At 67.8% G+C, this 25272-nt stretch carries 21 protein-coding genes; 12 read left to right on the top strand and 9 right to left on the bottom strand.

The genetic code is table 11. The features are described 5' to 3' along the window. Positions 1-5: 5 nt before the first annotated feature. Positions 6-725 (top strand): alpha/beta fold hydrolase, encoded by a 720-nt coding sequence (locus ACFCV3_RS34375; protein ID WP_376037385.1) that lies wholly within the window; start codon positions 6-8, stop codon positions 723-725. On the opposite strand, the gene ACFCV3_RS34370 is transcribed toward ACFCV3_RS34375, so the two are convergent. Both ACFCV3_RS34370 and ACFCV3_RS34365 read right to left on the bottom strand, forming a co-directional pair. After that, positions 718-4647: a glycosyl hydrolase family 18 protein gene (locus ACFCV3_RS34370; RefSeq protein WP_376037384.1), complete on the bottom strand. Its 3930-nt coding sequence runs from the start codon at positions 4645-4647 to the stop codon at positions 718-720. The genes ACFCV3_RS34375 and ACFCV3_RS34370 overlap by 8 nt on opposite strands. A gap of 189 nt (positions 4648-4836) precedes the next feature. Further along, positions 4837-5532, bottom strand: coding sequence for a CHAP domain-containing protein (locus ACFCV3_RS34365; RefSeq protein ID WP_376037382.1), 696 nt, complete (start codon positions 5530-5532; stop codon positions 4837-4839). 160 nt (positions 5533-5692) lie between these two features. Between ACFCV3_RS34365 and ACFCV3_RS34360 the strand changes: the two genes are divergently transcribed. Continuing rightward, complete coding sequence (locus ACFCV3_RS34360) at positions 5693-6337, top strand: NBR1-Ig-like domain-containing protein (RefSeq protein ID WP_376037379.1); 645 nt, start codon at positions 5693-5695, stop codon at positions 6335-6337. Positions 6338-6435: 98 nt separating this feature from the next. After that, a complete protein-coding gene (locus tag ACFCV3_RS34355) occupies positions 6436-8298 on the top strand; it encodes an alpha/beta fold hydrolase (protein WP_376037378.1) in 1863 nt (620 codons plus the stop codon). Between the two features lie 42 nt (positions 8299-8340). On the opposite strand, the gene ACFCV3_RS34350 is transcribed toward ACFCV3_RS34355, so the two are convergent. Next, positions 8341-8841 (bottom strand): GbsR/MarR family transcriptional regulator, encoded by a 501-nt coding sequence (locus ACFCV3_RS34350; RefSeq protein WP_376037376.1) that lies wholly within the window; start codon positions 8839-8841, stop codon positions 8341-8343. A gap of 74 nt (positions 8842-8915) precedes the next feature. Between ACFCV3_RS34350 and ACFCV3_RS34345 the strand changes: the two genes are divergently transcribed. From ACFCV3_RS34345 to ACFCV3_RS34315, 7 genes are all read left to right on the top strand, one after another. Further along, positions 8916-9815 (top strand): ATP-binding cassette domain-containing protein, encoded by a 900-nt coding sequence (locus ACFCV3_RS34345; RefSeq protein ID WP_376037373.1) that lies wholly within the window; start codon positions 8916-8918, stop codon positions 9813-9815. Further along, a complete protein-coding gene (locus ACFCV3_RS34340) occupies positions 9812-11410 on the top strand; it encodes an ABC transporter permease (RefSeq protein ID WP_376037370.1) in 1599 nt (532 codons plus the stop codon). Before ACFCV3_RS34345 ends, ACFCV3_RS34340 begins: the two co-directional genes overlap by 4 nt. A 92-nt stretch (positions 11411-11502) precedes the next feature. Next, positions 11503-15381: a hypothetical protein gene (locus tag ACFCV3_RS34335; protein ID WP_376037368.1), complete on the top strand. Its 3879-nt coding sequence runs from the start codon at positions 11503-11505 to the stop codon at positions 15379-15381. Positions 15382-15411: 30 nt separating this feature from the next. Next, positions 15412-15795, top strand: a complete 384-nt coding sequence (locus ACFCV3_RS34330) for a TIGR03618 family F420-dependent PPOX class oxidoreductase (protein WP_376037365.1) — start codon at positions 15412-15414, stop codon at positions 15793-15795. Beyond that, positions 15785-17050, top strand: coding sequence for a precorrin-6y C5,15-methyltransferase (decarboxylating) subunit CbiE (gene cbiE, locus ACFCV3_RS34325; RefSeq protein WP_376037363.1), 1266 nt, complete (start codon positions 15785-15787; stop codon positions 17048-17050). The genes ACFCV3_RS34330 and cbiE overlap by 11 nt, the downstream gene beginning before the upstream one ends. Further along, positions 17047-17787 carry a precorrin-4 C(11)-methyltransferase gene (cobM, locus tag ACFCV3_RS34320; protein WP_376037361.1) on the top strand — a complete coding sequence of 247 codons (741 nt, stop codon included), beginning with the start codon at positions 17047-17049 and terminating at the stop codon, positions 17785-17787. Before cbiE ends, cobM begins: the two co-directional genes overlap by 4 nt. Beyond that, entirely contained in the window at positions 17784-18503 is a 720-nt protein-coding gene (locus tag ACFCV3_RS34315) for a cobalt-precorrin-6A reductase (protein ID WP_376037359.1), read from the top strand. The genes cobM and ACFCV3_RS34315 overlap by 4 nt, the downstream gene beginning before the upstream one ends. Here the strand turns inward: ACFCV3_RS34315 and ACFCV3_RS34310 are convergent. Further along, positions 18491-19189 carry a class I SAM-dependent methyltransferase gene (locus ACFCV3_RS34310; RefSeq protein ID WP_376037356.1) on the bottom strand — a complete coding sequence of 233 codons (699 nt, stop codon included), beginning with the start codon at positions 19187-19189 and terminating at the stop codon, positions 18491-18493. The genes ACFCV3_RS34315 and ACFCV3_RS34310 overlap by 13 nt on opposite strands. 72 nt (positions 19190-19261) lie before the next feature. Here ACFCV3_RS34310 and rpe point away from each other — a divergent pair, with 72 nt between their 5' ends. Further along, positions 19262-19924, top strand: coding sequence for a ribulose-phosphate 3-epimerase (rpe, locus tag ACFCV3_RS34305; protein ID WP_376037354.1), 663 nt, complete (start codon positions 19262-19264; stop codon positions 19922-19924). Here rpe and ACFCV3_RS34300 read toward each other — a convergent pair. Continuing rightward, a complete protein-coding gene (locus ACFCV3_RS34300) occupies positions 19892-21106 on the bottom strand; it encodes an MFS transporter (RefSeq protein WP_376037352.1) in 1215 nt (404 codons plus the stop codon). The two genes, rpe and ACFCV3_RS34300, sit on opposite strands and share 33 nt — an antisense overlap. 42 nt (positions 21107-21148) lie before the next feature. Here ACFCV3_RS34300 and ACFCV3_RS34295 point away from each other — a divergent pair, with 42 nt between their 5' ends. Next, entirely contained in the window at positions 21149-21943 is a 795-nt protein-coding gene (locus ACFCV3_RS34295) for an HAD-IIA family hydrolase (protein WP_376037350.1), read from the top strand. On the opposite strand, the gene ACFCV3_RS34290 is transcribed toward ACFCV3_RS34295, so the two are convergent. The 4 genes from ACFCV3_RS34290 to ACFCV3_RS34275 form a co-directional block, all read right to left on the bottom strand. Continuing rightward, positions 21933-22658: a polysaccharide deacetylase family protein gene (locus ACFCV3_RS34290; RefSeq protein ID WP_376037348.1), complete on the bottom strand. Its 726-nt coding sequence runs from the start codon at positions 22656-22658 to the stop codon at positions 21933-21935. The genes ACFCV3_RS34295 and ACFCV3_RS34290 overlap by 11 nt on opposite strands. 128 nt (positions 22659-22786) lie before the next feature. Further along, positions 22787-23530 carry an amino acid ABC transporter ATP-binding protein gene (locus tag ACFCV3_RS34285; protein ID WP_376037345.1) on the bottom strand — a complete coding sequence of 248 codons (744 nt, stop codon included), beginning with the start codon at positions 23528-23530 and terminating at the stop codon, positions 22787-22789. Beyond that, positions 23514-24266 (bottom strand): amino acid ABC transporter permease, encoded by a 753-nt coding sequence (locus ACFCV3_RS34280; protein WP_376037343.1) that lies wholly within the window; start codon positions 24264-24266, stop codon positions 23514-23516. Before ACFCV3_RS34280 ends, ACFCV3_RS34285 begins: the two co-directional genes overlap by 17 nt. After that, the gene (locus ACFCV3_RS34275) at positions 24266-25120 is read right to left on the bottom strand and encodes an ABC transporter substrate-binding protein (protein WP_376037340.1); all 855 of its coding nucleotides are present in this window, start codon (positions 25118-25120) and stop codon (positions 24266-24268) included. Before ACFCV3_RS34275 ends, ACFCV3_RS34280 begins: the two co-directional genes overlap by 1 nt. Positions 25121-25272: the final 152 nt, after the last annotated feature.

The following is a 25272-nucleotide window of genomic DNA, read 5'->3' as shown; positions in this document are numbered from 1 at the left end:
GTTCCATGTACTACGAGTCCTTCGGCAGCGGTCGCCCGATCATCTTCCTGCCCGGCTGGGGCGGCAACAACGGTGAAACCCGAGACATCCACGAGCCGGTCTTCGCCGATCGCGAGGGTTGGCGGCGCATCTACGTCGACCCACCTGGCACCAACCACCGCCCGGGTGATCCGAACATCACCGACCAGGACGGAATGCTCGATGCGATCGCGGCGACCATCGCCACAGCTGTCGGGTCCGAGCAGTACGCCGTCGCCGGCACCTCCGCAGGTGGTTTGCACGCGCGCGGGCTGATCAAGCGCGACCCGGCACGCATCCTCGGCCTGCTGCTGCGGGTGCCCGGTGTGATTGCCGACCGAACCCTGCGCACCCTGCCGACAGACGAGTACCTACGGAAGACGCCGTACTGGCAGGTGAAGCAGGACAACTACTACGACCCCGCCGAGCAATCGGCCGACCTGGAATTCCTCGCGCGGATCCAGAGCGATCCGACGACCTACGGCTTGCGAGACGATCCGGCCTTGCGGTTCGAACGGCCGACGTTGATCGTGACCGGGCGGCAGGACACCATCACCGGGTACGCCGACGCGTGGGGCCTGCTCGACGACTACCCGACCGCGACGTACGCCGTACTGGATCAGGAGGATCACGACCTGCCAGTACGGCGACCAGCGCTCTATCACGCGCTGGTCGCCGACTGGCTGGATCGGATGGAGGTTAGCTAGCCACCCCGATCAGTTTCCACGGCTCGTGGTCAGGGTCGGCCCCGGTCCCCGGAGCACTGTTCTGGGTCTGCCACTTGGCCTTCCAGATCTTGCCGTTGTACTTCACGGTGACCTGCTCGACGGTTTGCGTGGCCGGGTCGTAGATCTTGGTCGCGTCCCAGTTCCCCGCATTACAGCCGCCGGCTGGGGGAGTCGCCGTACCGAGTCCCTTGAGGTTGTCGGTCATCGGCGCGTACGCCGTTCCCCCGATCGACAGGCTGGTGTTGACCGGACCGGTGATCGGGAGGAAGTAGATGATCGGCAGATCAAGGCTCTTCCCGGCCGGAATGATCTGGCAGTAGTCCAGCGTCGTGCTGATCCGGTGGAAGGTCGAACCGGCGGTGAGCTTCCACTGCCCACCCTGGTCACCGGTCTGCCAGTTGACGTCCTTGACCAGCGGGGACGTCGAGGCCGGGATGTCGAACGACAGCTTGGTGTCCTTGCCGCCACCCAGCGTGCGGCCGGTGTTGTTGGTGATCCGGACGGTCGGCTGCAACGGCCACAGGTTCGCGGTCGCGGTCGGGTAGTTGACCATGTCCACGCTGATGTTTGCGGTCACGGCCGGCGCGGCGCCGGAGCTCCCACTGCGCAGATTGTTGTCATAGGCCCCTGAGTTACCCAGCTTCTCGTTCAGCCGGGTGGTCAGCGTGTAACCCATGCCGCACGGGCTCTGCGCAGTGACGACTGCCGGGCAGGCGAAGTCGCCGCCGAGCTCCCACATCATCACGCCACCGGCACCCGTCGACTTCACCATGTCCACGACGGCGTCGATACCTTGCTCGTCCTCGGTCGACAAGAACACCTTCTTGTCGTTGTTCCACAGCCACGACGTCTTGGTGGTGTCGTCCCAGTGCCGGGTGTACTGGCCCGACAGCCGGTCGGCCGGGTTGGCCGGGTCCAGGCCGACGTTCGGCGCGTACCTGGGGAGGATGTTCTTCTCCAGGTTCTTGGTGTGCCACAAGGGGTTCGTCCCGGAGCCCAACTCGCCCCCGTTGGCGGTGTTGTCGTGCCAGATGTTGTCGATACCGACCGCGCCGTCACCACAGGGACGCTTGATCCCGGTGCCCGGTTCACAGCCGTCCGGCTTCGCGGACTTGCCCCACAGGCCGTTCGTGCCGCCGGTGACATTCTTCCAGCCGCGTGTGTAGTAAGGGATCCCGAGGTTGACGCGGCCGGCCTGGAGTGCGCCGCGCATGTACTTCATCGCCCAGTTGGTGTTGAAGTAGCCGATCCCGCCGTACTCCGGGGTGGCGTACTGCTCGGCGAGTTCCGGGTCCTTGCCGTCGTCGAACAAAGCCGCGTTCGGGCCGACGACATCGTTCCAGGTGCCGTGGTAGTCGTAGGACATCAGGTTCGTGAAGTCCTGGTAGTCCAGCGCGGTCTGGTTCGCCATGCCGCGCACCAGATAGCCGGAGGCGGACGATGCCGAGGTGAGCTGGTAGTAGCGGTTGTCCGCCACCGAAGCCCGGTTCAGCGAATCGCGCAGCGTCTTCATCAACGCGGTGTAGGCGGTGGGCAGACCCTTGCGGCGCGGGTTCGCCGTACCCCAGTCGTTCGGGTTGCCGGTGTCGTCGAGGACGGTCGGGTACTCGAAGTCGATGTCGACGCCGTCGAACCCGTAGGTCCGCAGGAAGCTCACGGCCGAGGCTGCGAAGGTGTCGATGCCGGCCTGGTTCACGGTGCCGTCGGCGTTCGTGGTCATGCCGTAGAAGCCGCCGGACCCGGCCCAGCCGCCGACCGAGATCAGCGTCTTCACCCGCGGGTGCAGGCGCTTGTACTTCGTGAGCAGGTTGAAGTGACCCTTGTACGGCAACGACGGATCCATCTCCGCGCCGAACTTCCCGGGCCACTCCATCCCGGTCGCCGCGTGGTCAACGGCAATGCTGTTGTTCTGCACGGAGGCGAAGGCGTAGTTGATATGCGTGACCTTCGACCACGGGATGTTCTTCACCAAGTAGTACGGCGTCCCGTCGGCACCCGTGCGGGCCCCGTTGAAGTACGCCACGACCCGGCGGTCCCGGCCCTGACCGAGCCATTCCCGGCCGTCACCCTGGTAGATCTTGCAGTACGGCGTCGCCACGCCCGGCGTGGTTGCCAGACCGTCCGGCCGGCAGTCGCCGGAAGCGGGCGGACGCGTGCCGCCGTCGTCACCGCCCGGGTGTGCCTCCATCGGGTCGCCGACGCCACCGTTGGCACCCGCCGCGGCTTCGCTCGGCAGCAGCCAGCCGTCGACACCCTTGGAGGTCGAGTTGTAGAGCAGGAAGTCCGAGACCTTGTCGGCGTCGAGGTCGCCGAAGTCACCGACGGTGCCGCCGAACGCGGCGCCGGAGCGGATCGTGCCGAGCGACTTCCACGGGTCGGCCGCGGCGGTCATCTTGGCGGCCGTCTCGGTCCAGCCGGTGCCCAGGTTCTGCCACGCGTCCACGTCACCGGTCATGTACCGGACGACGACCACATCGGCGCGGCCGTCACCGTTGATATCGGGGTAGGAGACCGATCCGGTCGGGCCTTCGGCGGGGTGCGTGAAGCCCTCGATCTTGTCCCAGTCGCCGGGCTTCGGCAGTCCGCTGGTCTTGGTGTTCTCCCAGGCAGTCAGGAAGTTCAGGCGATCCGGGATGATCAGGTCGTCGTCACCGTCGCCGTCGAGATCGGCGAACACCGGGATACCGACGTACCCGAGGTCGTTGGCGACGATGACCGGGGCGCCCCAGCGGATGGTCTGGCCGCTGGACTCGTTACGCCAGACCCGCATCGCCGGGAAGCCGGTGCCGGAGTCTGCCGCGGTCATGAAGTTGACCATGTCGTCCTTGCCGTCACCGTCGAGATCGCCGAAGTACGCGGTCTTCGGGGTCTGCTTGGCGCTGGCCGGTGACGTGTCACCGTGCGGCAGCCAGATCCGCCGGCCGTCGATCCCGCAGCCGTGGTTGGTCCAGGTGTAGAGCCGGCCGTTGACGGAGACCGCGCGGTCCACGTCGATATCGCCGTCGACGTCCATGAAGCGGGTCTGCGCACCGTCGGCGGCGTGCACGATCTGGCCGAGCGGGGCCCAGCCACCGCCGGGCTCGGTCTCGCCGACCGGCTCGCGGCAGATGCCGGTCGCCGAGGAGGCGTTGCGGAGGTAGCTCGGCAGGTACCGCTCGAGCGTGTCGAGCATCCCGGCCAGCGTGTCACCGGCGGTCGTACCGCCGAAGAAGGCCTCGACGGTCCGGACGAAGCGGACGATCGAGGCGCTGGTCGCCTTGTACCAGATCAGCGCCTCGGCGGTCCCGGCCCAGGCGATCGCGAACGTGGTCAGGCCGGCCGCGATGGACTTCGCCATCGTGTTGGCCCACTCGTCGGCATCTCCCAGTTTGCCGTCGGCCCACTGTGTCAGCGCGCCGTTCACGAACTCGCCGATGAACCCGCCGACGCCGGCACAGACGGTCGCCGGGCCACCGGCGTACGCACAGGCCGCGCCGGCTCCGACGCCGATCAGGATGGAGCCCGCGACGATCAGCGCGCCCTGCCACCAGGTCGCGTCCACCTCGACGTCGGGCGCCTTGATGACGATCGTGGCGATCGTGCCCTCGACCTTGGTCTCGGCGTCGAACTCGATGTACCGCAGCGTCGGCATGACGTCCTGGAGCTGGCCCTTGGTCCGCTCCTCCAGCACCTTGCTGAGCTTCTTGCCGCTGGCCCGGATCTCGTCGAACTGCTGGATGTAGTGCGCGGCCAGCGCCGGGTCCTGGAAGTCGTGCCGGACGACGTGGTCCTCGGCGGCCGGTGCGGCCTGCGCGGGCTGGATACCGGTGCTGGCCAGCAGCACGGCGATCGCCGACACGATGGCGATCAGGTAAACCGCTGGTTTACAACGATAGAAACTTCGGGGGCTTCGGGTCCTCATCGCGAAATCTTTCTGCTGGGGCGGTGGAAACGCTTCCATGAGAGCGTTTGCACGCACGGTACAGAAAGTTCCGCCTCAGGGCTATGAGAGGAAACGCTATCCGTGACCGAGTTAACACGGTCCGCTGGATTTGAGCGTTGGAAAGCCCCCGGATACCTAGGGGCGGCAGGTATCCGAGGGCTTGTGGGGTCAGAAGTTCGGCCAGGCCCAGCCGAGGTAGTTGGAGAAGTACGGCAGCTTCGCGAGGCCGATCTTGCCGCCGACGCTGGTGGCCCAGAAGTAGCCGTCGCCACGGGCGACACCGACGTGCCCGTACGGCGCGGCCAGGTCCCAGAACACCAACGCACCCTTCGGCGGGTTCAGGTCACCGCGGTGGGCGACGCCCCGGGCGACGGCGTCGTTCCAGTCCGCCTTGGCCGACTCCCAGATGCCGGTCTTCCCGTACGAGTTCTCCGCAGCCATCTCGCAGTACCCCTGGTAGGCGGTCGAACCGTTGCGAGCGGCGTACCAGGCGATGGCCTTGTCGGCACGCGGGTTGTTCGTGCAGAGCGGGGCGACCAGGCCGGTGCTGCCGGTGTTCACGTAGGAGTCGGAGATGAAGCCCTTGCCGGGGATGTGGTCCCAGATCAGGCTGCGGCCGAACTTGCCGGTCACGGGCTCCCCGTAGATCTGGCAGTCGATCTCGACCGTGCCGTTCGGCTGGGTACCGACCGAGCCGAAGCTGAGGGCGTTGCCGGACCGGATCGTCACGCCGGAGCCGCTGTCGGTGACCACGGTTCCGGTCGCGGCGTGGGCGGGCAGGGTCCCTGCGCCGAGGAGGGCGCCGGCGCTGAGCAGGGTGAGGGCGGACAAGCGGGCAGTGATGCGCAGGAGGGCGGTACGCATGAGGTTTGTCCTTTTCGATCGATGTAACGCGAGATGTCGCTGACTTTCAGACAATCAGAGGGTTACGGTGTTGTCGCAGTGGGCAACGTCTGCCGACTGGGTCGCTTCTGGGGAGTGCAGCGTGAGGCCAGCGCAGGCTCGCTTTGTGATCGGTTGCCGGATGCGCGAGCTCCGAGAGGCTGCCGGTGTGCCGCTGACCCGCGCCGCCGTGATGTCCGGCTGGGACAAGGGGCACCTGTCCCGGGTGGAGCGTGGGCACACCAAGCCCAGTCGCGAATTGATCGAGTGGTACGACGCCTCGTTCGGAGCGCGGCAGGCGCTCGTCAACCAGCTGACGGAGCTGGACGCCGCCGTACGGGCTGGTCGGGACACGTCGCTGCGAGACATGCGGCGGCATGTTCAGCCGGTGTCACTGGGTGGGTCCGTGCCGGCTGATCACCACGCTGAGGACCGGGCGGAGCTGGCGGGGGAGACGGTGCCGGACGGGACCCAGGTTCGCCGGGACGAGACCTTCGAGAAGACCTGGCAGATCCGCAACAGCGGTGAGCGGCCTTGGCGCGACCGGTGGCTGACCCGGCAGGGCGCTCCCGGCACTCCGGGCTGGCTGCGGTCGCCGGCACGTGAGCGAGTGCCGGATGCGGAGCCGGGGGAGGTGGTGGTCGTGACGATGCAGCTGCAGGCGCCGTCCCAGGTCGGCGCGTCCACGGCGTACTTCAAAATCACTGATGAGGCCGGGCGTTTGTACTACCCCGGTCTGGAGTCGCCGCCGATGTACTGCACGATCTTCACTGTCTACGACCTATAGGGAATCCCCTTGTACTGACTTCAGTACCTGGTCATCGCCTGTGTGTCCGGCCTACGTTGCTGCTTTCCTGCATCCCCGCCCGGCCTACAGGAGTAGCAGTGTTGAAACCTCGCAAGATTGCAGTGGCCTTGGCAGTGGCGCTCTTCGTGCCGCAGCTGGCCGTCAGTCAGGCCACGGCGGCGCGCCCGGGTCCGGTGGACCCGCCGACGCCGTCCATTCCGCAGCGGTACCTGGTCCAGCCGATCGCCTGGTCGGTCTGCTCGTTCGATGCCGCGGTCAAGAGCGCCTACCCGCAGGCGCCGACCACGAACTGCGCCAAGGTGAAGGTGCCGATGGACTGGGCCCACCCGGATGCGCATCCCGACGTAGAGGTCGCGATTGCCTACAGCAAGGCCACCGGCAAGTCGAAGGGCCTGATGGCCTCCAACCCGGGTGGACCGGGCGGCGCCGGCCTCAACCTCTCGGCCTTTCTCGGGGCCGACAAGCCGCAGTTGTTCAGTGACTTCGACCTGCTCGGCTTCGACCCGCGGGGGTTCGGAACGAGTACGCGGCTGCAGTGCCTGACCACGGCCGAGAAGCTGGCCGCGCTGCCGACGACCCCGGACTACAAGGAGCGCACCCGGCAGACCCACAAGGTCGAGGTGGCCGAGGCCGCGCTGCAGGCCGAGGCCTGTTCGGCAACGGAGTTCGGCCAGTTCGTCAGCAGCCAGCAGACCGTCTACGACATGGACTTCCTGCGCGCGCTCTTCAAGGCCCGCCAGCTGAACTTCATCGGCTACAGCTACGGCACCTGGCTCGGTGGCTGGTACGCCGACACCTACCCGCAGCGTGTCGGCCGGTTCGTGATCGACTCGAACATGGACTGGACCCACACCCAGTGGGAGAACGTGAACTTCGACCCGTTCTCCGGTCAGCGCCGCCGCGACACCCAGCTGTTCCCGTGGATCGCCCGGCACGCCGACCAGATCCAGGGCCTCGGATCCACGTCCCGCCAGGTCACCGCGTCGTACGACCGGATCCGCGCAAAGCTGGTCACGCTGGTCAAGGCCGGTACTTCGGAGGTTCGTGGTGACGACCTGGACGGCACGATCTACAGCGTCAGCTACGGCAACGTCCGCTTCATCCGCGGCACGCTGGACATCCTCGTGCACGACGAATTCACCAAGGACCCGTCGGCCTCGGGCGTGGTCGAACTGCGCCACGTCGACAAGGCGTGGGCCCGGCTCGCTCCGGAGCTGCAGGCCTTCGACACCCTCGCCGCCATCCGCACCCGGTACGGCGTGACCGCCCCGGCCTCGGCCACCGCGGCCGCGGCCGTCAGCACGGACTCGACCCGCTCGATCATCGCCGACGCCCGAGAGGCCGCCGTACAGTCCAAGTCCGCCGACGCCGTGGTGAACCTCGGTTCCATCGGTACGACGGTTCGCTGCAACGACACGGCCTGGAACCACGATCCGAAGTTCTACCTGGCCGAGGCGGACCGGATGGCCCGGAAGTACAGCTTCTTCGGCTACATGGTCGGCGTACCGATGTGTGCCTTCTGGAAGTACAAGCCGCAGGACCGCAAGCTGGACCTGACCGGCTCCCCGCGCCTCCTGATGGTCCAGGGCGAGCTCGACCCGGCCACGGCGTACGAGGGTGCCCTCCGCACCCACCGCGACACCGCCAAGGCCACCCGCTTCGTAGCCATCGACGACGAAGGCCAGCACGGCCAGTACGTCGGCTCCGCCTCCGCCTGCGCCGAAGCCATCGGCGACACCTTCGTCTTCACCGGCGAACTCCCAGCCCGCAACAAGGTCTGCGGTACGACGCCACTGCCCGCCGAACTGTCCGTCTACCCAGTCGACGGCCCGGTGGACGGCAACGCAGTCCACCTGCCCCGCTCGAAGGCCGGTTCACAGAAGGTGAACCCCCTGCTCCAGCAGGCGCTCGACACCATCGCTGCCGGCACCCTGCGGTAGCTGTCGTTGCTGATGAGGGGCCCGGCGTGATCGCCGGGCCCTTTACTTGTTTTCCGCTGCGATCTCGGCGTCGAGTTCCGCGCGGCGGACGACCCAGCGGTCGGAGAGGCCTTTGACCTCCTCGGTGAGGAACTCGAAGAAGCCGAGGGTGATGCGGACCCGGTGGTGGGCGGGCGTTCCGTCACCGGCGTGCTCGAGGACCTGGCGCAGTGAGGTGGACCAGCGGGTGAGGGCCTGGTTCTCGGTCATCATCGTCTGGTACCAGGAGTCGTCCTGGACGACGTACACGTCGCGGCGACCGCCGGGTTCGCGTTCGCGGGTGGCCAGGCGGAGCTGGAGCAGGTAGTTGACCGCGCCGGAGACGGCGGCGGGACTGGCCTGGAGCTGCTCGGACAGCTCGGCCGCGGTCATCCGGCCCTCCTCGCTGGCCAGGATGGCGGAGAAGACCCGGCCGGCCATCCGGGGCCAGCCGGTGTCGGCCAGCAGGTTGCCGAACTGCTCGGCGTACCGCCGGACGGCCTCGTCGTCGCGTTGTGCACTCACCGGCCCATCATCCCCTCTCGGCCCACTCGTTTCGAAGATTCACAAACTTCTGAATGAAGTGTACGTTATGAAACATGACATCAGCCATCGTGGTCTCCGGACTACACAAGTCGTACGGCGCGACACACGCCCTCGACGGTCTCGACCTTGAGGTCGCCACCGGCGAGGTGCACGGATTCCTGGGCCCGAACGGCGCCGGGAAGTCCACCACCATCCGGGTCCTGCTCGGACTGCTGCGCGGGGACGAGGGCGACGTGTCGCTGCTCGGCGGCGACCCGTGGCACGACGCCGCCCAGCTGCACCGCCGGCTGGCCTACGTCCCCGGTGACGTCAATCTCTGGCCGAACCTGACCGGCGGCGAGGTGATCGACCTGCTGGGCCGGCTGCGCGGCGGACTGGACCCGAAGAAGCGCGACGACCTGCTGCGCCGCTTCGACCTGGACCCGACCAAGAAGGGCCGCACCTACTCCAAGGGCAACCGTCAGAAGGTCGCACTGGTCGCAGCACTCGCGTCCGACGTCGAGCTGCTCATCCTGGACGAGCCGACGTCCGGACTGGATCCGCTGATGGAGGAGGTGTTCCGTCAGTGCATCGAGGAGGAGCGGCAGCGCGACCGTACCGTCCTGCTGTCCAGCCACATCCTCTCCGAGGTCGAGGCGCTGTGTGACCGGATCAGCATCATCCGCCGCGGCAAGGTGGTCGAGACCGGCACCCTGGCCGACCTGCGCCACCTGACCCGTACGTCGATCCAGGCGGAGCTGTCCGCCGCACCGAACGGACTGGCGTCGTTGCCTGGTGTGCACTCACTCGATGTCGAGGGCAACCGGGTGCACTGCGAGGTCGACACCGCGCAGCTCGACGGAGTGATGCGGGAGCTCGCTGCGAGCGGCATCAAGAGCCTCGTGGCGCAGCCGCCGACCCTGGAGGAGCTGTTCCTGCGCCACTACGAGGATGACTCGGTGGCCGTCTCATGAAGGACTTCGTCGGTACCGGGACCCTGGTCCGGCTCGCCCTGCGGCGTGACCGGATCCTGATCCCGACCTGGATCGTGGTGTTCGTCGTGATGGCTGCCGGCTCGGCCCAGGCCACCATGGACCTCTACACCGACGTCCCGTCTCGCATCGAGGCAGCCAAGACGTCGAACGCGTCCCCCGCCCTGGTGTCGCTCTACGGCCGCATTTTCGACGAGACCTCGCTCGGGGAGATCTCGCTGTTCAAGCTGACCGCGTTCGGCGCCCTACTGGTCGGACTGCTGGCCTCGATCCTCGTGGTCCGGCACACGCGCTCAGAAGAGGAGTCCGGTCGTCTGGAGCTGCTGAGCGCCGGAGTCCTCGGCCGGTACGCCGCTCTGTCCGCAGCACTGCTCGTATCCATCGGAACCGTCGTACTGCTGGGCCTGCTGACCGCTCTGGCCCTCATCGGCGTCGGCCTCCCGGTAGCCGGCTCATTCGCCTTCGGACTCGTGTGGACCTCGGCGGGGTTGTCCTTCGCGGGCGTCGGCGCCCTGGTCGCCCAGCTGAGCGAAGGCGCCCGGACCGCCAACGGCTTCACCGCCATCGTCCTCGGTGTCTCCTACGTCCTGCGTGCGATCGGCGACTCCTCAGCCGACGGCAAGTCCGAGTGGGTGTCCTGGCTGTCCCCGGTCGGCTGGTCCCAGCAGATCCGCGCGTACGCCGGCGACCGGTACGTCGTCGTACTCCTGCCGCTGGTACTCCTGGCGCTCCTGATCGCCGGAGCGCTCGCCCTGATCCGCCGCCGCGACGTCGGCGCCGGTCTGGTCCGTCCGCGCCCAGGACCGGCAGTCGCCGCACCCACCCTCCGCTCACCACTAGCCCTGGCCTGGCGACTACACCGAGGCTCCTTGTACAGCTGGGGTTTCGCCTTCCTCCTCCTCGGCCTCCTGGTCGGCAACATCGCCAGCAACGTCGACGGCTTCGTCAGCAGCGACAGCGCCCGCGAAATGGTCCAGAAGCTGGGCGGCGTCCAGGCCATCACCGACGCCTTCCTCTCCACCGAAATGGGCATCATCGGCCTGCTCGCCTCGGCGTACGGCATCCAAGCCGCCCTCCGCCTCCGCACCGAAGAAACAGCCCTCCGAGCCGAACCCCTCCTGGCCACCGGCGTCACCCGCACCCGCTGGCTCGCCAGCCACGTCCTGATGGCCCTCCTCGGCACCGGAGTCCTCATCCTGGTAGCCGGCCTGGGCTCCGGCCTCTCCAGCGGCGCCTCCCTGGGCAACGTAGGCCGCCAGGTCCCCCGCATGCTCGCCGCAGCCGCCGTCCAACTCCCAGCCATCTGGCTGGTCACAGCCCTGGTAGTAGCCCTCTTCGGCCTGGCCCCCAAACTCATCACCACCGCCTGGGCCCTCTACGGACTCTTCCTCCTCCTCGGCCAGTTCGGCGCCGTCTTCAACCTCCCCCGATCCGTCATCAACCTAAGCCCCTACGGCCACACCCCCCGCCTCCCCGGAGGCACCTTCACCACCACCCCCGTCCTAGCCCTAACCGCCACAGCCGCCGCCCTCCTAGCCCTAGGCCTAACCACCTTCCGCCGCCGAGACATCGGCTGACCGTTGCAACAAAGTGCAAAACAGTCCTCCCCATCCCTCACCCCCTGTTAGGCTCCGCCCGCTCGGGGTGAGCACCAGGGGAGGACTTCCACATGAGTACGACGTTCAGCCGCCGCCTGCGCGGATCCACCATCCACAGGCTTGCCGCGGTGCTGATCGCAGTACTCCTGGCCGTGACTCTCCTGCCGGCCGCCTCCGCGAACGCAGCTCCGACGCCGCCCCCGAAGGCTGACGTCGAGACCGCGAAACCCACAGCAGCGGATCAGCAGACGGTGAAGCAGGAGGCCACGAAGCCACAGCCGGCGCAGGCGATCCAAGCATGTGGCGGAGCGATTGCCTGGCACACGGTCGTTGGCTGCTCCGAGAATCAGGTGGGCGGAAAGCAGACCTTCACGCTGCCGTCCCTTGGTGCCGCCGATCAACTGGCGCTTCGCATCACGACCGACCCCAGGCATTCCCGGATCAACGGGCTGCTGCGCGGACCGGATGGTTCGCTGTGCTCAGTGGATGCGTTCGATGAACCAAATCTCTGCGCCGCGGGCGTGCCCGGCGACTATGTCCTCGAGATCAGGAACGACGACTTCGCCCCCTTCTCCTACACGCTGTCCGCGGTACCTGTTCTGGCCTCGAACTGTGCGCAGCTGAGTGCGGCGGACCTGTCGCCGGCGGCGCCCGGCCGAAGCGGGGAGCTTCCCCTCGAGATGGCTGCTGACTGCTATCAATTCAGCGGCACCGCCGGCGATGTCGTCCAGATCGGCACGGGACTCCGAATCGCCTCGATGTACGACGCCGAAGCCCGCGAGGTCTGCAACGCTCGCCACAATGCCGAACGCTGCGAACTGAGCGGTACCGGGCCCTACCGGGTGCTTGTCCTCGCGCCGCGATCTTCTGGAACGACGTACACGCTGCGGCTTGCCAGGCTGAACTCGCCGGTCGGCTGTGATGCCTTGCCGGTCGCGCCGTTCGGCGATCCGGGGCCGGCGGCTGCTGCTGGGCATCTCGAGGGCGAGGCGACGGCTTGTCGAACGCTCGAGCTGACCGCGGGGCGGCACTGGCTACGCTGGAACACACCAGGTTTTACGCGCCCGTCCGCTCGGCTCTACACGAGCTCGGGGGATGAGGTCTGCAACGGCTACGAGGGCGAGAGCTGCAGCGTCCCGGCGGCCGGTCGGTACACCGCGCTGTTCGACAACTCGACCGAGTTCGACGGGGCCGACTTCACGTTCTCAGCGGTCGCACTGTCCGGCGATCGCGGTTGTGCGCCGGAGACAGGGACCAGCTGGGATCTGCCGGAGCTGGTCAAGACGTCGGCGTCGGTGGTGCAGGTGGACTGCCAGCCGATCCGGGCGGCGAGTGGCGAGCGAATGCATTTCAGAGCGTCGGCCGTTGGCCAGTACAGCTTCCGCATTCTCGACGCGAACAACGCGCCTGCCTGCGAGCTCAAGGGGGAAGCGCAGGAATGCACGATGTCCGGTACCGCGCCGTTCCGCGTCCTGGTCGATGCGAGCAGGTCCTACGACCTGGAGATCGGCCGACTCTCGAACGCTACCGGCTGTACCCCGCTGGCGTTGACGAAGTTCGGGCAAGGCGGCGCCGTCGCCCCGGCGGGAAGTCGATGCCGCGAGCTCGAAGTGTCGACGCCGACGACCTATGTCGTCACCTCGGACATCAAGTGGAGCGAGCACGGCCCACAGCTGAAGGGCCCGTACGGCGACGACGGGATGCCCGCCTGTGACAGCCTCGAGCGTTGCACGCTGCAGCCGGGCCGGTACGTCGTCCTGGCGCCGGCCGCTGTCCACATCTCGGCGTTCTCGGTCCTTGCCACCGAGGGGTGCACGCCGCAGCCGGCCGATGAGTTCGCTGCGAAGCGAGGCACGCTCGGCGACGACAGCCAGTTCGACTGCATGACGCTGAACGCACCGGCCGGCGCGCTGCTGATGCCGGTTCAGCCCAACGGGAACGTCAACGCGTCCGGATTCGTGCTCGACGCGGCCGGCGTCGGCATGTGCTCGTGGGACTCCAGTGACACCTGTGAGCTCAAGGGCACCCCGCCGTTCCGGGTGCTGATCCGGTCCGACCGCGACGACCCGCCGCATCCCTACGCGCTCATCTTCCCGCGGATCGACCAACCCACTCGCTGCGCGCCACTGCCGCAGGGAGATTTCACTACCGCAGGTGGGGCGAGTGTCACGCTGCGGCCGGAGCGCTTCGCGACCTGCCTCGCGATTCCCGCCGGGGCCCATTCGGGTAGGGAAGCCGTTCAGTACAGCCGGACCGCCGGTTCGGGAACCGCACGTTTCGATGTTCTGGACGACACCGGACACCGGAGCTGCGGGTCCTACACGGCCGCGTCGGATCATGAGTTCTGTTTGCTCGGCAACCGCGCCTATCAGGCACTCGTCGTGGGGTCCGATGCCACCTCGACCGTCCAGGTGGTCCGCCGTGACATCACGGAGACAGCCAAGGGGTGTACGGCGATCACCTCGACGGCGGTCGGGAGCGCGGCGGCGAACGGAACCATCGACAACACCTTGTTGCGCTGCTACTCGCTGAAGGGTGCGGCGACGGATCGATTCGTGCTCAATGTCCGTGACAAGGCCGCCAGCGTGGGTGCGATCGCCTTCGGGTCGGCGAGCACCGGTTGTACGTCCGCCGCCGAGGGGATGTGCGTGGCCACCGGAAGTTCGTCGTACCAGGTGATCACCTGGAACGACGACACCGTAGGTCCTCGTGGGGTCTACCGGCTGGAGGCGTTCAAGGTCGCTACCGCGGCCGGGCCGGTGGCGGAGTGCACGAAGATCGCAGAGTCCGGGTACGGATTCGGGCCGCTGACCGGAGAGCTGAGCGCGTCGCGGACCGCTACCTGCGCGACATTCCCGGCGGCGGAGCGGAACGACTTCACCGTGACGCTGGCCAATCAAGCGGGTGCTCCGCATCCGGCGTTCCGCGGCTACGGCGGCAAGGGCCGCCAGAACTGCAGCTCGTTCGGCCCGAGCAGCCCGGAGACGGTGTGCAGCTTCTACAGCTCGGAGGACGAAGGGACGTGGATCGAGACCGCGTTGATGAGTCTGCCGGAGACGGAACCGGTCTCGGCGATGAAGTATCGGCTGAGCGCCGTCTGCCAGCAGCCGTTGTGCGGTGGGGCGACGTTCGGGGTGACCGGGGTGTCACCGGCCGGTGCTCCGGCGGGATCGGTGGCGACGGTCACCGTCAAGGGGAAGTCGTTGCATGTGAAGGACGTCGTGCGGTTCGAGGCTTCGGGGAAGCCGAACGTGGTTGGCGTGGTGAAGTCGGTGTCGGCTGATCGGACGGCGGCTACGGTCTCGGTGAATCTGGCGGGGGCAGCCACGGGGATTCGGAACCTGGTTGTCGATTCGTTCGCCGGTACGTCCGGAACAGTGGCCAACGCGTTCACGGTGGGCCCGGCGGCTCTGCTTTCGGTGCAGGCTCCTACTGTTGCCGCGCCGGTGCGGGTGGGGTCGGTGGCCAAGGCGAATGTGGGTACCTGGTCGCCGGCAGCTACCTCGTACACGTACCAGTGGCGGGACAACGGGGCTGCGATTCGTGGAGCCGGAGCGGCGACGTACACGCCTGGGGCTGCGCTGCTGGGGCACAAGTTGAGTGTGACGGTGACTGCGGCGCGGGCGGGGTATGCGAGCAAGGCGGTGACTACGGCTGCGGTTGCGGTGGCGACTGGGTTGGCGCCGAAGGCGACCAAGGGGCCGGTGGTGACGGGGACCTACAAGGTGGGGAAGACCGTCACCAGTTCGGCTGGGACTTGGGCGCCGGCTTGTACGGCGGTGCGGTTCCAGTGGTATTCGGCGGGCAAGGCGGTTGTGGGTGGGACCAAGGCTTCGTTGGTGCTGAGCAAGGCGATGGGGGCGAAGGCGTTGTACGTCGCTGTGACATGTGCGCGGACTGGGCACGCTTCGGGGGTGGCGTCGACCAAGCCGGTGACGGTGGCGGTCTGACCGCTGTAGTGAGGCGTCTACGATCGCTGGGTGCTTTGGACTGAGCGGTTGGTGGAGTTTTGGAGTGAGCGGCATCTGGGGGTGCTGAGCACTGTGCGGGGGGACGGGTCTGTGCATGTGACGCCGGTGGGGGTGACGGTGGATGCTGAGGCAGGCGTGGCTCGGGTGATCTGTTCGGGGGCGTCGTATAAGGCTCGGGTGATTCGGCGGCTGGGGAGTGCTGCGGTGGCGGTGACGCAGGTGGATGGGCGGCGGTGGAGCACGCTGGAGGGGCGTGCGGTGGTGGTGGACGAGCCGGAGCGGGTGCGGGATGCGGAGTGGCGGTATGCGCGGCGGTACAAGGAGCCGCGGGTGAATCCGCAGCGGGTGGTCATCGAGATCACGGTGACGAAGGTGCTCGGCAATGGTGGTTGAGGTCGTTGGTGTCGGGGCGGACGGGTGGGATGGTCTGTCGCCGGCTGCTCAAGAGGTGATTGCCAAGGCTGATGTGCTGATGGGGAGTGCGCGGCAGCTTGGGCTGGTTCCGGACGGTACGGCGGAGCGCCGGGCCTGGCCGTCGCCGTTGTCGGAGGCGCTGCCGGGGTTGCTGGCGGAGTACCGGGGGCGGCGGGTCTGTGTGCTGGCCAGTGGGGATCCGACGTTCCACGGGATCGGTACGACGCTCGTTCGGTTGCTGGGGGCAAGTGCTGTGCGGGTGATTCCGCATCCGTCGAGTGTTTCGCTGGCGTGTGCTCGGCTGGGGTGGGCGCAGGAGCAGGTGCAGGTGGTCAGCCTGGTGGGGCATCCGACTGAGCTGGTGCATCCGCAGGTGCAGCCGGGGCGGCGGTTGGTGGTGCTGAGCTGGGGTGCGCGGACGCCGGGGGAGGTGGCTGCGCTGCTGGTTGCTCGGGGCTATGGGGCTAGTGAGTTCACGGTGCTGGAGCAGTTGGGCGGACCGGGCGAGCGCTTGACCAGTACGACGGCTGCCGCTTGGACTGGTGAGGTGGACCCGCTCAACGTGATCGGCGTGCACTGTGCGGACGGACCGGTGTTGTCGACGGCACCTGGGTTGCCGGACGCGGCGTACGAGAGTGATGGGCAGCTGACGAAGCGTGAGGTGCGTGCGGTGACGCTGTCGCGGCTGGCGCCGGTGCCGGGGCAGTTGCTGTGGGATGTCGGTGGGGGAGCGGGCAGCATCGCGATCGAGTGGTCCCGTCATCACCCGTCCTGTCGAGCGATCGCGTTCGAGCGTGACGAGGAGCGGGTACGGCGGATCGAGCGAAATGTGGCAGCGCTCGGGGCGAACGTGACGGTGGTGCACGGCGCGGCTCCAGGCGTGCTGAGCGAGGCGGGTGGGCTCGGGGGTGGTGCCGGAGGGCTCGGGGTTGGTGAGGCGCCCGGCGGGGCCGGTCGGCTCGGAGGCGGTGGGGCGGATGGGCCGGATGCGGTGTTCGTGGGTGGCGGAGCGACAGCCCCCGGGATGATCGAGGCGTGCTGGGCGGCGCTGCGGCCCGGCGGGCGGTTGGTGGTGAACGGCGTGACGCTGGAGACCGAGGTACTGATCGCACGCTGGTACCAGGAGCTGGGCGGTGATCTGGTGCGGCTGGACGTGCAGCGGGCCTCAGCTGTCGGTGGGATGACCGGCTGGCGTCCGGCGATGCCGGTGACGATTTGGAGTGTGACGAAGTGACGGTGCACTTCATCGGAGCCGGGCCGGGTGCTGCGGATCTCATCACGGTCCGCGGGCGGGACCTGATCGGTGCGTCGCCGGTCTGCTTGTACGCCGGTGCGCTGGTACCGGTTGAGCTCCTCGGCCACTGCCCGCTCGGAGCGCGCAAGGTGGACACCGCGAACCTCGACCTGGACCAGATCGTCGCTGAGCTAGCAGCCGCACACGATGCGGGTCTCGACGTGGCCCGGCTGCATTCGGGGGACCCGTCGGTCTTCAGCGCGATGGCCGAGCAGATGCGGCGGCTCGACGCGCTCAACATTCCGTACGACGTCACTCCCGGCGTACCGGCGTATGCCGCGGCCGCTGCGACGCTCAACCGGGAGCTGACCGTGCCAGAGGTCGGTCAGACAGTCATCCTGACCCGCATCGGCGGCCGAGCCTCGGCTATGCCCGCAGGTGAAAACCTCACCACGCTGGGTGCGAGCGGGGCCACGCTGGTACTGCACCTGGCTGTGCAGCAGATCGATCGCGTGGTCGAAGAGCTCCTGCCGAACTACGGCGCCGACTGTCCGGTCGCAATGGTCGCCAAAGCCTCGCGAGATGACGAAGAGGTGCTGCGGGGCACGCTGGCCGACATTGCGCAGCAGGTGCAGGCTGCGGGCATTCGCCGTACGGCGGTCATCGTGGTGGGGAAGGTGCTGGCGGCAACGGAGTTCCGGGACAGCCACCTGTACTCGACGACGCGTGAGCGATGAAGGTCCTGCTGCTCGGCGGTACCGGTGAGGCACGTGCGCTGGCCGCACTGCTCACGGATGTCGACGTGGTGTCGTCGTTGGCAGGCCGGACCAAGGATCTGCGGTTGCCGCCCGGTGAAGTCCGGGTCGGGGGATTCGGCGGGGTCGACGGTCTGACTCGTTGGCTCCAGGAGAACCGGGTCGATGCGGTGATCGACGCGACGCATCCGTTCGCCGCAACGATGACCGAGCACGCGGTCGCCGCGACACGGGCGGTCGGCGTACCGCTGCTGGTACTCCGTCGGCCGGGCTGGGTGGCGGGCCCGGGAGACGACTGGCACTGGGCGGAGACGGCGGACGACGCGGCTGAGCTCCTGCCGTCCCTCGGTGCGCGGGTGTTCCTCACGATCGGCCGTCAGGGGCTGGAGACGTTCGCGAACACCGGCCTCTGGACGCTCGCGCGCTGCGTGGACCCACCCGAGCCCGCACCGACCTGGTGCACCCTCCTGCTCGACCGAGGCCCGTACGACGTCGCCGGCGAACTGGACCTGCTCCGCCGGCACCGGATCGACGTACTGGTCACCAAGGACAGCGGTGGTCCGCAGACCGAGGCGAAGCTCACCGCGGCCCGCGAACTCCGGCTCCCAGTGATCCTGATCCACCGCCCAGCTGCGCCACTCGGCGTACCTGTGGTCGAGACACCGGCCGCCGCGGCCGCCTGGCTTCAAACTCTCTGACAGCGGAAGTAGAGCAGACCGGGCACGGATTGCCAGACCGGGCGATCGCCGACCGGCTCCATCATCTTGACGATGGGTAGTCCTGCCGCCGTCAATGTGTTGACGTACGTCGACAGCGTCCGGTGGTAGGAGACCCGTGGCAGGATCTCCAGCCGCGTGACGCTGTTGTACGGTCCCTCGTCGAAGTAGCGGCCGACGATGCGGCGGGTCGAGCCGTCGACGTGGTCGATCAACTCACCGTCGGCCGGTGTCTTGTAGCAGGGATGGATGATCGATGCGGCGAACCACCCGCCAGGCTTGAGGATCCGCGCGATCGACCGCACGGTCGGCTCGAGCTCCGGGATGTCCATCAACGCCATGTGACACACCACTGCGTCGAACGAGGCGTCGGCGATACTGCGGAGTTCGTGTGCATCGTCGTGGACGTACTCGATCCCGCGCGGCGACTCCTGCTCGAGTCTGCGGGCATGCGCCAGGAGCGACACCGAGGCATCGATGCCGACCACTCGCGCTCCGAGATCGGCCAGACGGCGTGCGTCACGACCTTGACCGCAGGCGACCGCGGCAATGCGCTGACCGTGCACATCGCCGACGAGCGCGTCGAAGGTCGGATCGTCGAAACCGGCACCGACGCCCGCGTGGTAGGCGTCTGCCAGTTCTTCGTAGGCACTTGTGAGGTTCACCATGTTCGCTCAACGGCCGCTGGGCGAACGGCGTTCCGGATTCGCTATCGGCAGACGGCTGGATAGATTGGGCGCATGGGGATTCAGATCGCACCGAGCATCCTGGCCGCGGATTTTGCCCGGCTGGCCGAGGAAGCCGCAGCCGTGTCGAATGCCGACTGGCTGCATGTTGATGTGATGGACAACCACTTCGTGCCGAACCTGACGCTGGGGTTGCCGGTGGTGGAGTCGCTGGCCAAGGCGACCGATACCCCGCTGGATCTGCATCTGATGATCGAGGACCCGGACCGGTGGGCGCCGGGGTACGTCGAGGCGGGCGCGTCCAGCGTCACCTTCCACGTGGAGGCCTGCCGGGCGCCGATCCGGACGGCCCGGGAGATCCGGGCCAAGGGCGCGCGGGCGGCGATGGCGCTGAAGCCCGCTACCCCGATCGAGCCGTACGAGGACCTGCTGGCCGAGCTCGACATGATCCTGATCATGACGGTGGAGCCCGGGTTCGGCGGGCAGAAGTTCCTGGACGTGTGCGTGCCGAAGATCCGCCGTACCAAGGAACTGCTGGACAAACACGGTCTCGATCTGTGGATCGAGATCGACGGCGGAGTCTCGGCCGAGACGATCGAGCGGTGCGCGGAAGCCGGTGCCGATGTGTTCGTGGCCGGTTCGGCGGTCTACGCCGCCGACGACCCGAACGCGATGGTCGAGAAGCTACGCGGTCTCGCCGAGCACGCCGCCGGCTGACCGGTCCGCGGCCGACTGCTCGGGCGGGATCCTGAGCAGCAGCACCGCCGACAGCGCGGCGAGTGCGGTGGCGACCAGCCAGACATAGCGAACACCGAAGCTCTCGACGACCGCACCGGCGACCGCCGACCCGATCGCGGCACCACCCATCGCTGCGCTGCCCATCCAGCCGAACACCTCGGTCCGGACGGTGTCCGGTGTCAGCGCACCGAGGCGTTCGTACAGTGCGCCGATCGCGGGTGCCAGCGTCACGCCGGACACGGTCAGTGCAATGCCGAGTGACACCGGTGACCAGGTCGCGAACACGCACAACAGCATCCCGGCCGTGACCAGGACAGCTCTGCGCCACAAGTACGACGTACGCCGCCCCGGGAGCGCACCCGCGACCGCACCGCCGACCAGGCTGCCGAACGCCCAGACTGCCTCCATGATCCCGGCGATCAGCCGGTTCCCGTGCTCGTCCGCGAACGCGACGATCCCCAGTGAGATCCCGCTGAACGCCATGATCCACAGGCCGAACGACAGGATCAACGGCAGGCGGTGGCGATGCCAGAGCAACTGACGTGCTGTCAGTGGCTGTGGACTGTCCGCGTCGCGGGGGAGCGGCCTGGGTTGTCGGAGCGCATACCACCAGATGAACAGTGCTGACATCGATGCCGCCAGCAGCACGCCGAGCCGCGGGCTGGCCACGCTCACAGCCGTTGCCCCGAGCATCGGGCCGACGATGAACAGCAGCTCCTGCGCGGTCGCATCCATCGAGTACGCCGTGCGCAGCGCCGGCCCCTGAACCACCCGCGGCCACGCGGCCCGCAAGGTCTGCATCACCGGCGGAACCAGCCCGCCCGCGAGAAACGTCAAGACCGGCAGCACACGGTAGAGCCCAGCGGGAACGACGGCCACCAGCAAGAGCACCACGCTCCACGACACGCCGGTCACCAGCAGCACCCCGCGAGCCCCACGCCGGTCGGCGGTGCGGGCCCAGAGCGGGCCGGCGATCGCCATTCCGATCGAGTACCCCGCCGCGACCACGCCCGCCCAGCGGAACGAACCGCTCAGGTCCTTGGCCAGGAATGCCACCGGCACCATGGTCGCGAGCACCGGCAGCCGCGCCAGCAGCGACGAGGCCAGCAACCCCATCACGCCAGGCGTCCGCCACAGCTCGCGATACCCGGAAAGCTCCATGGCCGCATTCTGTCTCCCGCCACCGACAATTACGATGGCTGAATGAGCGAGCACAAGCCGGTGGAGAGCTGGCTGACCGACATGGACGGCGTGCTGGTGCACGAGGAGCGTGCGATTCCGGGGGCGGCCGAGTTCATCGCGACGTTGCAGCGCTCGGGCAAGAAGTTCCTGGTGCTGACCAACAACTCGATCTTCACCCCGCGGGATCTGCGTGCGCGATTACTTGCCGCGGGCATCGATATTCCCGAGGACGCGATCTGGACCAGCGCGCTGGCCACGGCGCAGTTCCTCGACGACCAGCGCCCGGGCGGTACGGCGTACGTGATCGGGGAGGCGGGGTTGACGACGGCCCTGCACGAGATCGGGTACGTGCTGACCGACCGCGCGCCGGACTACGTCGTACTGGGTGAGACCCGGACGTATTCGTTCGAGGCGATCACCAAGGCGATCCGGCTGATCGCGGACGGTGCGCGGTTCCTGGCCACCAACCCGGATCCGACCGGCCCGTCCCAGGAGGGGCCGTTGCCGGCGACCGGTTCGGTGGCGGCGCTGATCACCCGCGCGACGGGCGTTGCGCCGTACTTCGTCGGCAAGCCGAACCCGCTGATGATGCGCAGCGCCCTGAACCGGATCGAAGCGCACTCCGAGACGGCGGTGATGATCGGCGACCGGATGGACACCGACATCATCAGCGGTCTCGAGGCCGGTCTGCGGAGTGTGCTCGTGCTGTCCGGGTCGACCGGTGAGCACGAGGTCGACCGGTTCCCGTACCGCCCGACGCGGATCGTCGAGTCGATCGCCGACGTCGTACCGCTGGTGACCGAACTCAGCAGTTGAGCGTTCGGAAGCCGTATCCCTGCGCCTTGAGCTTCTCCAGGATGTTCGGGAGCGCTGCGATGGTCTGACTACGGTTCCCGCCGCCGTCGTGCATCAGGATCACCGAACCGCTCTCCACACTGCTCAGCACCCGCTTCTCGATCACCGCGGCACCCGGCTTCGACCAGTCCCGCGAGTCGATCGTCCACAGCACCAGCTCCTTGCCGAGTGCCTTCGCGCGCTGCCGGACGGTCGTACTCACCCCGCCGTACGGCGGCCGCAGGCAGGTCGGCGTGACCCCGGCCGCGGACCGGATCGCCTGGTCCGTGTCGCCGACCTGCTTCCGGAACCCGGCCGCTGTCTGATGCCGGAGATCGGCATGCGTCCAGGTGTGATTCTGGATGACGTGCCCCGCGGCGTGGATCCGCTTGGTCAGCTCCGGATGCCGCGCCACGTTCTTCCCCACCTCGAAGAACGTCGCCTTCACCTCGTACTTCGCCAGCACCTCGAGCACCTTCGGTGTGTACGCCGGATCGGGACCGTCGTCGAACGTCAGTACGACGTACTTGGTGGGCAACGGTGTCTTGACCGGCGCAGCCGCAGCAGGCGGCGCTGGAGCCGGCGGCGTGTGCGGCCGGGCCGCCGCCACCACGATCGTCCCGATCACCGCACTCACGGCGACCAGCATCGCCAGCCCGGTCAACCGCTGACCGTTCCGCGTCAGTCGAGTCTCCATGTGTCCCCCAGAGCGGGTGGGCCTCACTCCACCCGCCCACCTTCGCCCGCCCACTGCCAAAACCCGGCTCCCACGCCGCTGCCCCGTCAACTACCCCGCATATCGGACGCCGCAGTACCTCAGGGCAGTTACAGGACTTGGGAGAGGAATTGCTGGAGTCGTGGCGACTCCGCGGCGGTGAAGATCTGGTCGGGGGCACCGGATTCGACGACGACGCCGTGGTCCATGAAGGCGACCTGGTCGGCGACCTCGCGGGCGAAACCCATCTCGTGGGTGACGACGACCATGGTCATGCCGGACTGGGCGAGGTCGGCCATCAGGCTGAGGACGCCTTTGACGAGCTCTGGGTCGAGGGCCGAGGTGGCCTCGTCGAAGAGCATCACCTCGGGCTTCATCGCCAGTGCCCGCGCGATCGCGACTCGCTGCTGCTGACCGCCGGAGAGGTTGCCCGGCCGGGCGTCGGCCTTCTCCGACAGACCGACCAGCTCCAGTTGCTCCGAAGCCGCGGCCCGGGCCTGCTCCACGTCGAGCTTCTTGATCTTGCGCAGGGGGAGCGTGATGTTCTCGGCCACGGTCTTGTGCGGGAACAGGTTGAAGTGCTGGAAGACCATCCCGATCCGTCGCCGCAGGACGTCGGGGTTCCCGGTCAGGACCGACTCGCCGCCGAGCAGTACGTCGCCGGCCTCCGGCTCGATCAGCCGGTTGATCGTCCGCAGCAACGTCGACTTGCCGGATCCCGACGGGCCGATGACGCACGCCGTCCGGCCGGCCGGTACGGCGAGATCGACGCCGCGCAGGACCTTGTTCGTACCGAACGCGAGCTCGACGCCACGGACTTCGAGGCTCGCGGCGAGCTCAACGGTGGTCGGCATACGCGGGCTCCTCCAGTACGGCGGTGTCGGTGGGCCGGCCCTCGCGCAGCCGCTTGTCGATGTAGTTCACGAGGTGCGTGAGCGGGATCGTGATCACCAGGTAGAAGATGCCGGCCAGCAGCAACGGCGACAGGTTGCCGTCCGTCGCCGCGGAGTCCTGCCCGATCCGGAACAGCTCACGCTGACTGGCGAGCAGCCCGAGGAAGTACACCAGGCTGGACTCCTTCACCAGCGCGATGAACTGGTTGACCAGCGCGGGCAGCACCCGGCGGATACCTTGCGGGATCACGACCAGCCGCATGCCGTTGGTGTAGCTGAAGCCGAGCGCCCGCGCGGCCTCCAGCTGACCCTTCTCCACACTCTGGATCCCGGAGCGGAAGATCTCCCCGATGTACGCCGACGCGATCAGCGACAGCGCCAGAATCCCCAGCGGATAAGGGTTCGGGCCCCACCAGTGCCGGGTGATCGGGGACAGGCCCTGACCGATCAGCAGGATGGTCAGGATCGCCGGCAGCCCGCGGAAGATGTCGGTGTAGATCTTCGCCGGCCACCGCAGCCAGCGCTTCTTCGACAGGGCGAAGACCGCCACGACCATGCCGAGCACAGTGCCCAGCACGACCGAGGCGGCCGCCAGGATCAGCGTGTTGACCAGTCCCACCTTGAGCATCTCGGGCAGGACCGCCTTCATCGACTCCCAGTCGAGGAAGGTGTCGTTCAGCGTGGACCAAACGTCCATCAGGCTTTGGGTGCCGTGAACTTGACGGTGCCGCTACCCGGCTTGAACGACGCCGGTACGGCGCGCCCCGGGTAGTACTGCTCGACCAGCTTGGTCCAGGTGCCGTCGGCAATGACCTCGTCGAGGGCCTTGTTCACGGCCTCCCGCAGCTTGTCGTTGCTCTTGGCCACCGCGTACGCCGTCGGTGCGGAGCTCAGCTCCTTGGCGGCCAGGATGACCACGCCGCCACCCTGCTCCTTGGCCATCTTCTCGCCGATCTCGGCCGGCGAGATCCACGCATCCGCCGTACCGGCCTTGAGCTGGCCGACGGCGGCGTTGTAGTTCGGAACCCGGACCGGGTCGAGGTTCTTACTTGTGGCGTAGTCGTCCTGGACGGTGCCCTGGACCACCACCACGCGCTTGCCGCCGAGCTGGTCGAACTTGGTGATCCCCGAGGTCTTGGTGGTGTTCAGGCCGAGGTAACCGAAGTCGTAGCCATTGCTGAAGGCAACCGTCTTCTTCCGGGCCTCGGTGATCGTGATCGACGAGCTGCCGAGGTCGAACTGGCCGCCGTTCACCTGGGAGAGCAGCGCGGAGAAGTCGGTACCCACGAACTCGGGCTTCAGGTTCAGCTTGGCCGCGACCGCGGTGATCAGGTCGTTGTCGAACCCGGTGAACTTGCCGTCCTTGACGTACACGTTCGGCGGTGCGTCGGTGAGGGTCCCGATCCGCAGCGTGCCGGCCTTGAGCAGGCCGAGGTCCGGCCCGCTCGCGGCCTGGTCGTCACCGCTGCCGCAGGCAACCATCGACAAGGCCAGCGTCAGCACGGCTCCGGCAGCGGTCAGACGACGGAAAGGAGCGCTGAAGGCGCGCACGGGTGTCTCCTCAATACGTTCAGGTGGTACGCAGGGCGAACCACCCCGCTCGCATCGAGCCAACACCACCTCGGCAGTGCTCATTCCCCGTCGACACCCACTGAGACGGCGCCGCAATGTCTACCGAACCTGTGGTATTAGCCGTCTTGGAA

Source organism: Kribbella sp. NPDC056345, from assembly GCF_042262745.1.
Classification (GTDB): domain Bacteria; phylum Actinomycetota; class Actinomycetes; order Propionibacteriales; family Kribbellaceae; genus Kribbella.
Note: the sequence above shows the minus strand (reverse complement) of the source record. Positions and strands in the feature narration are given on the sequence as shown.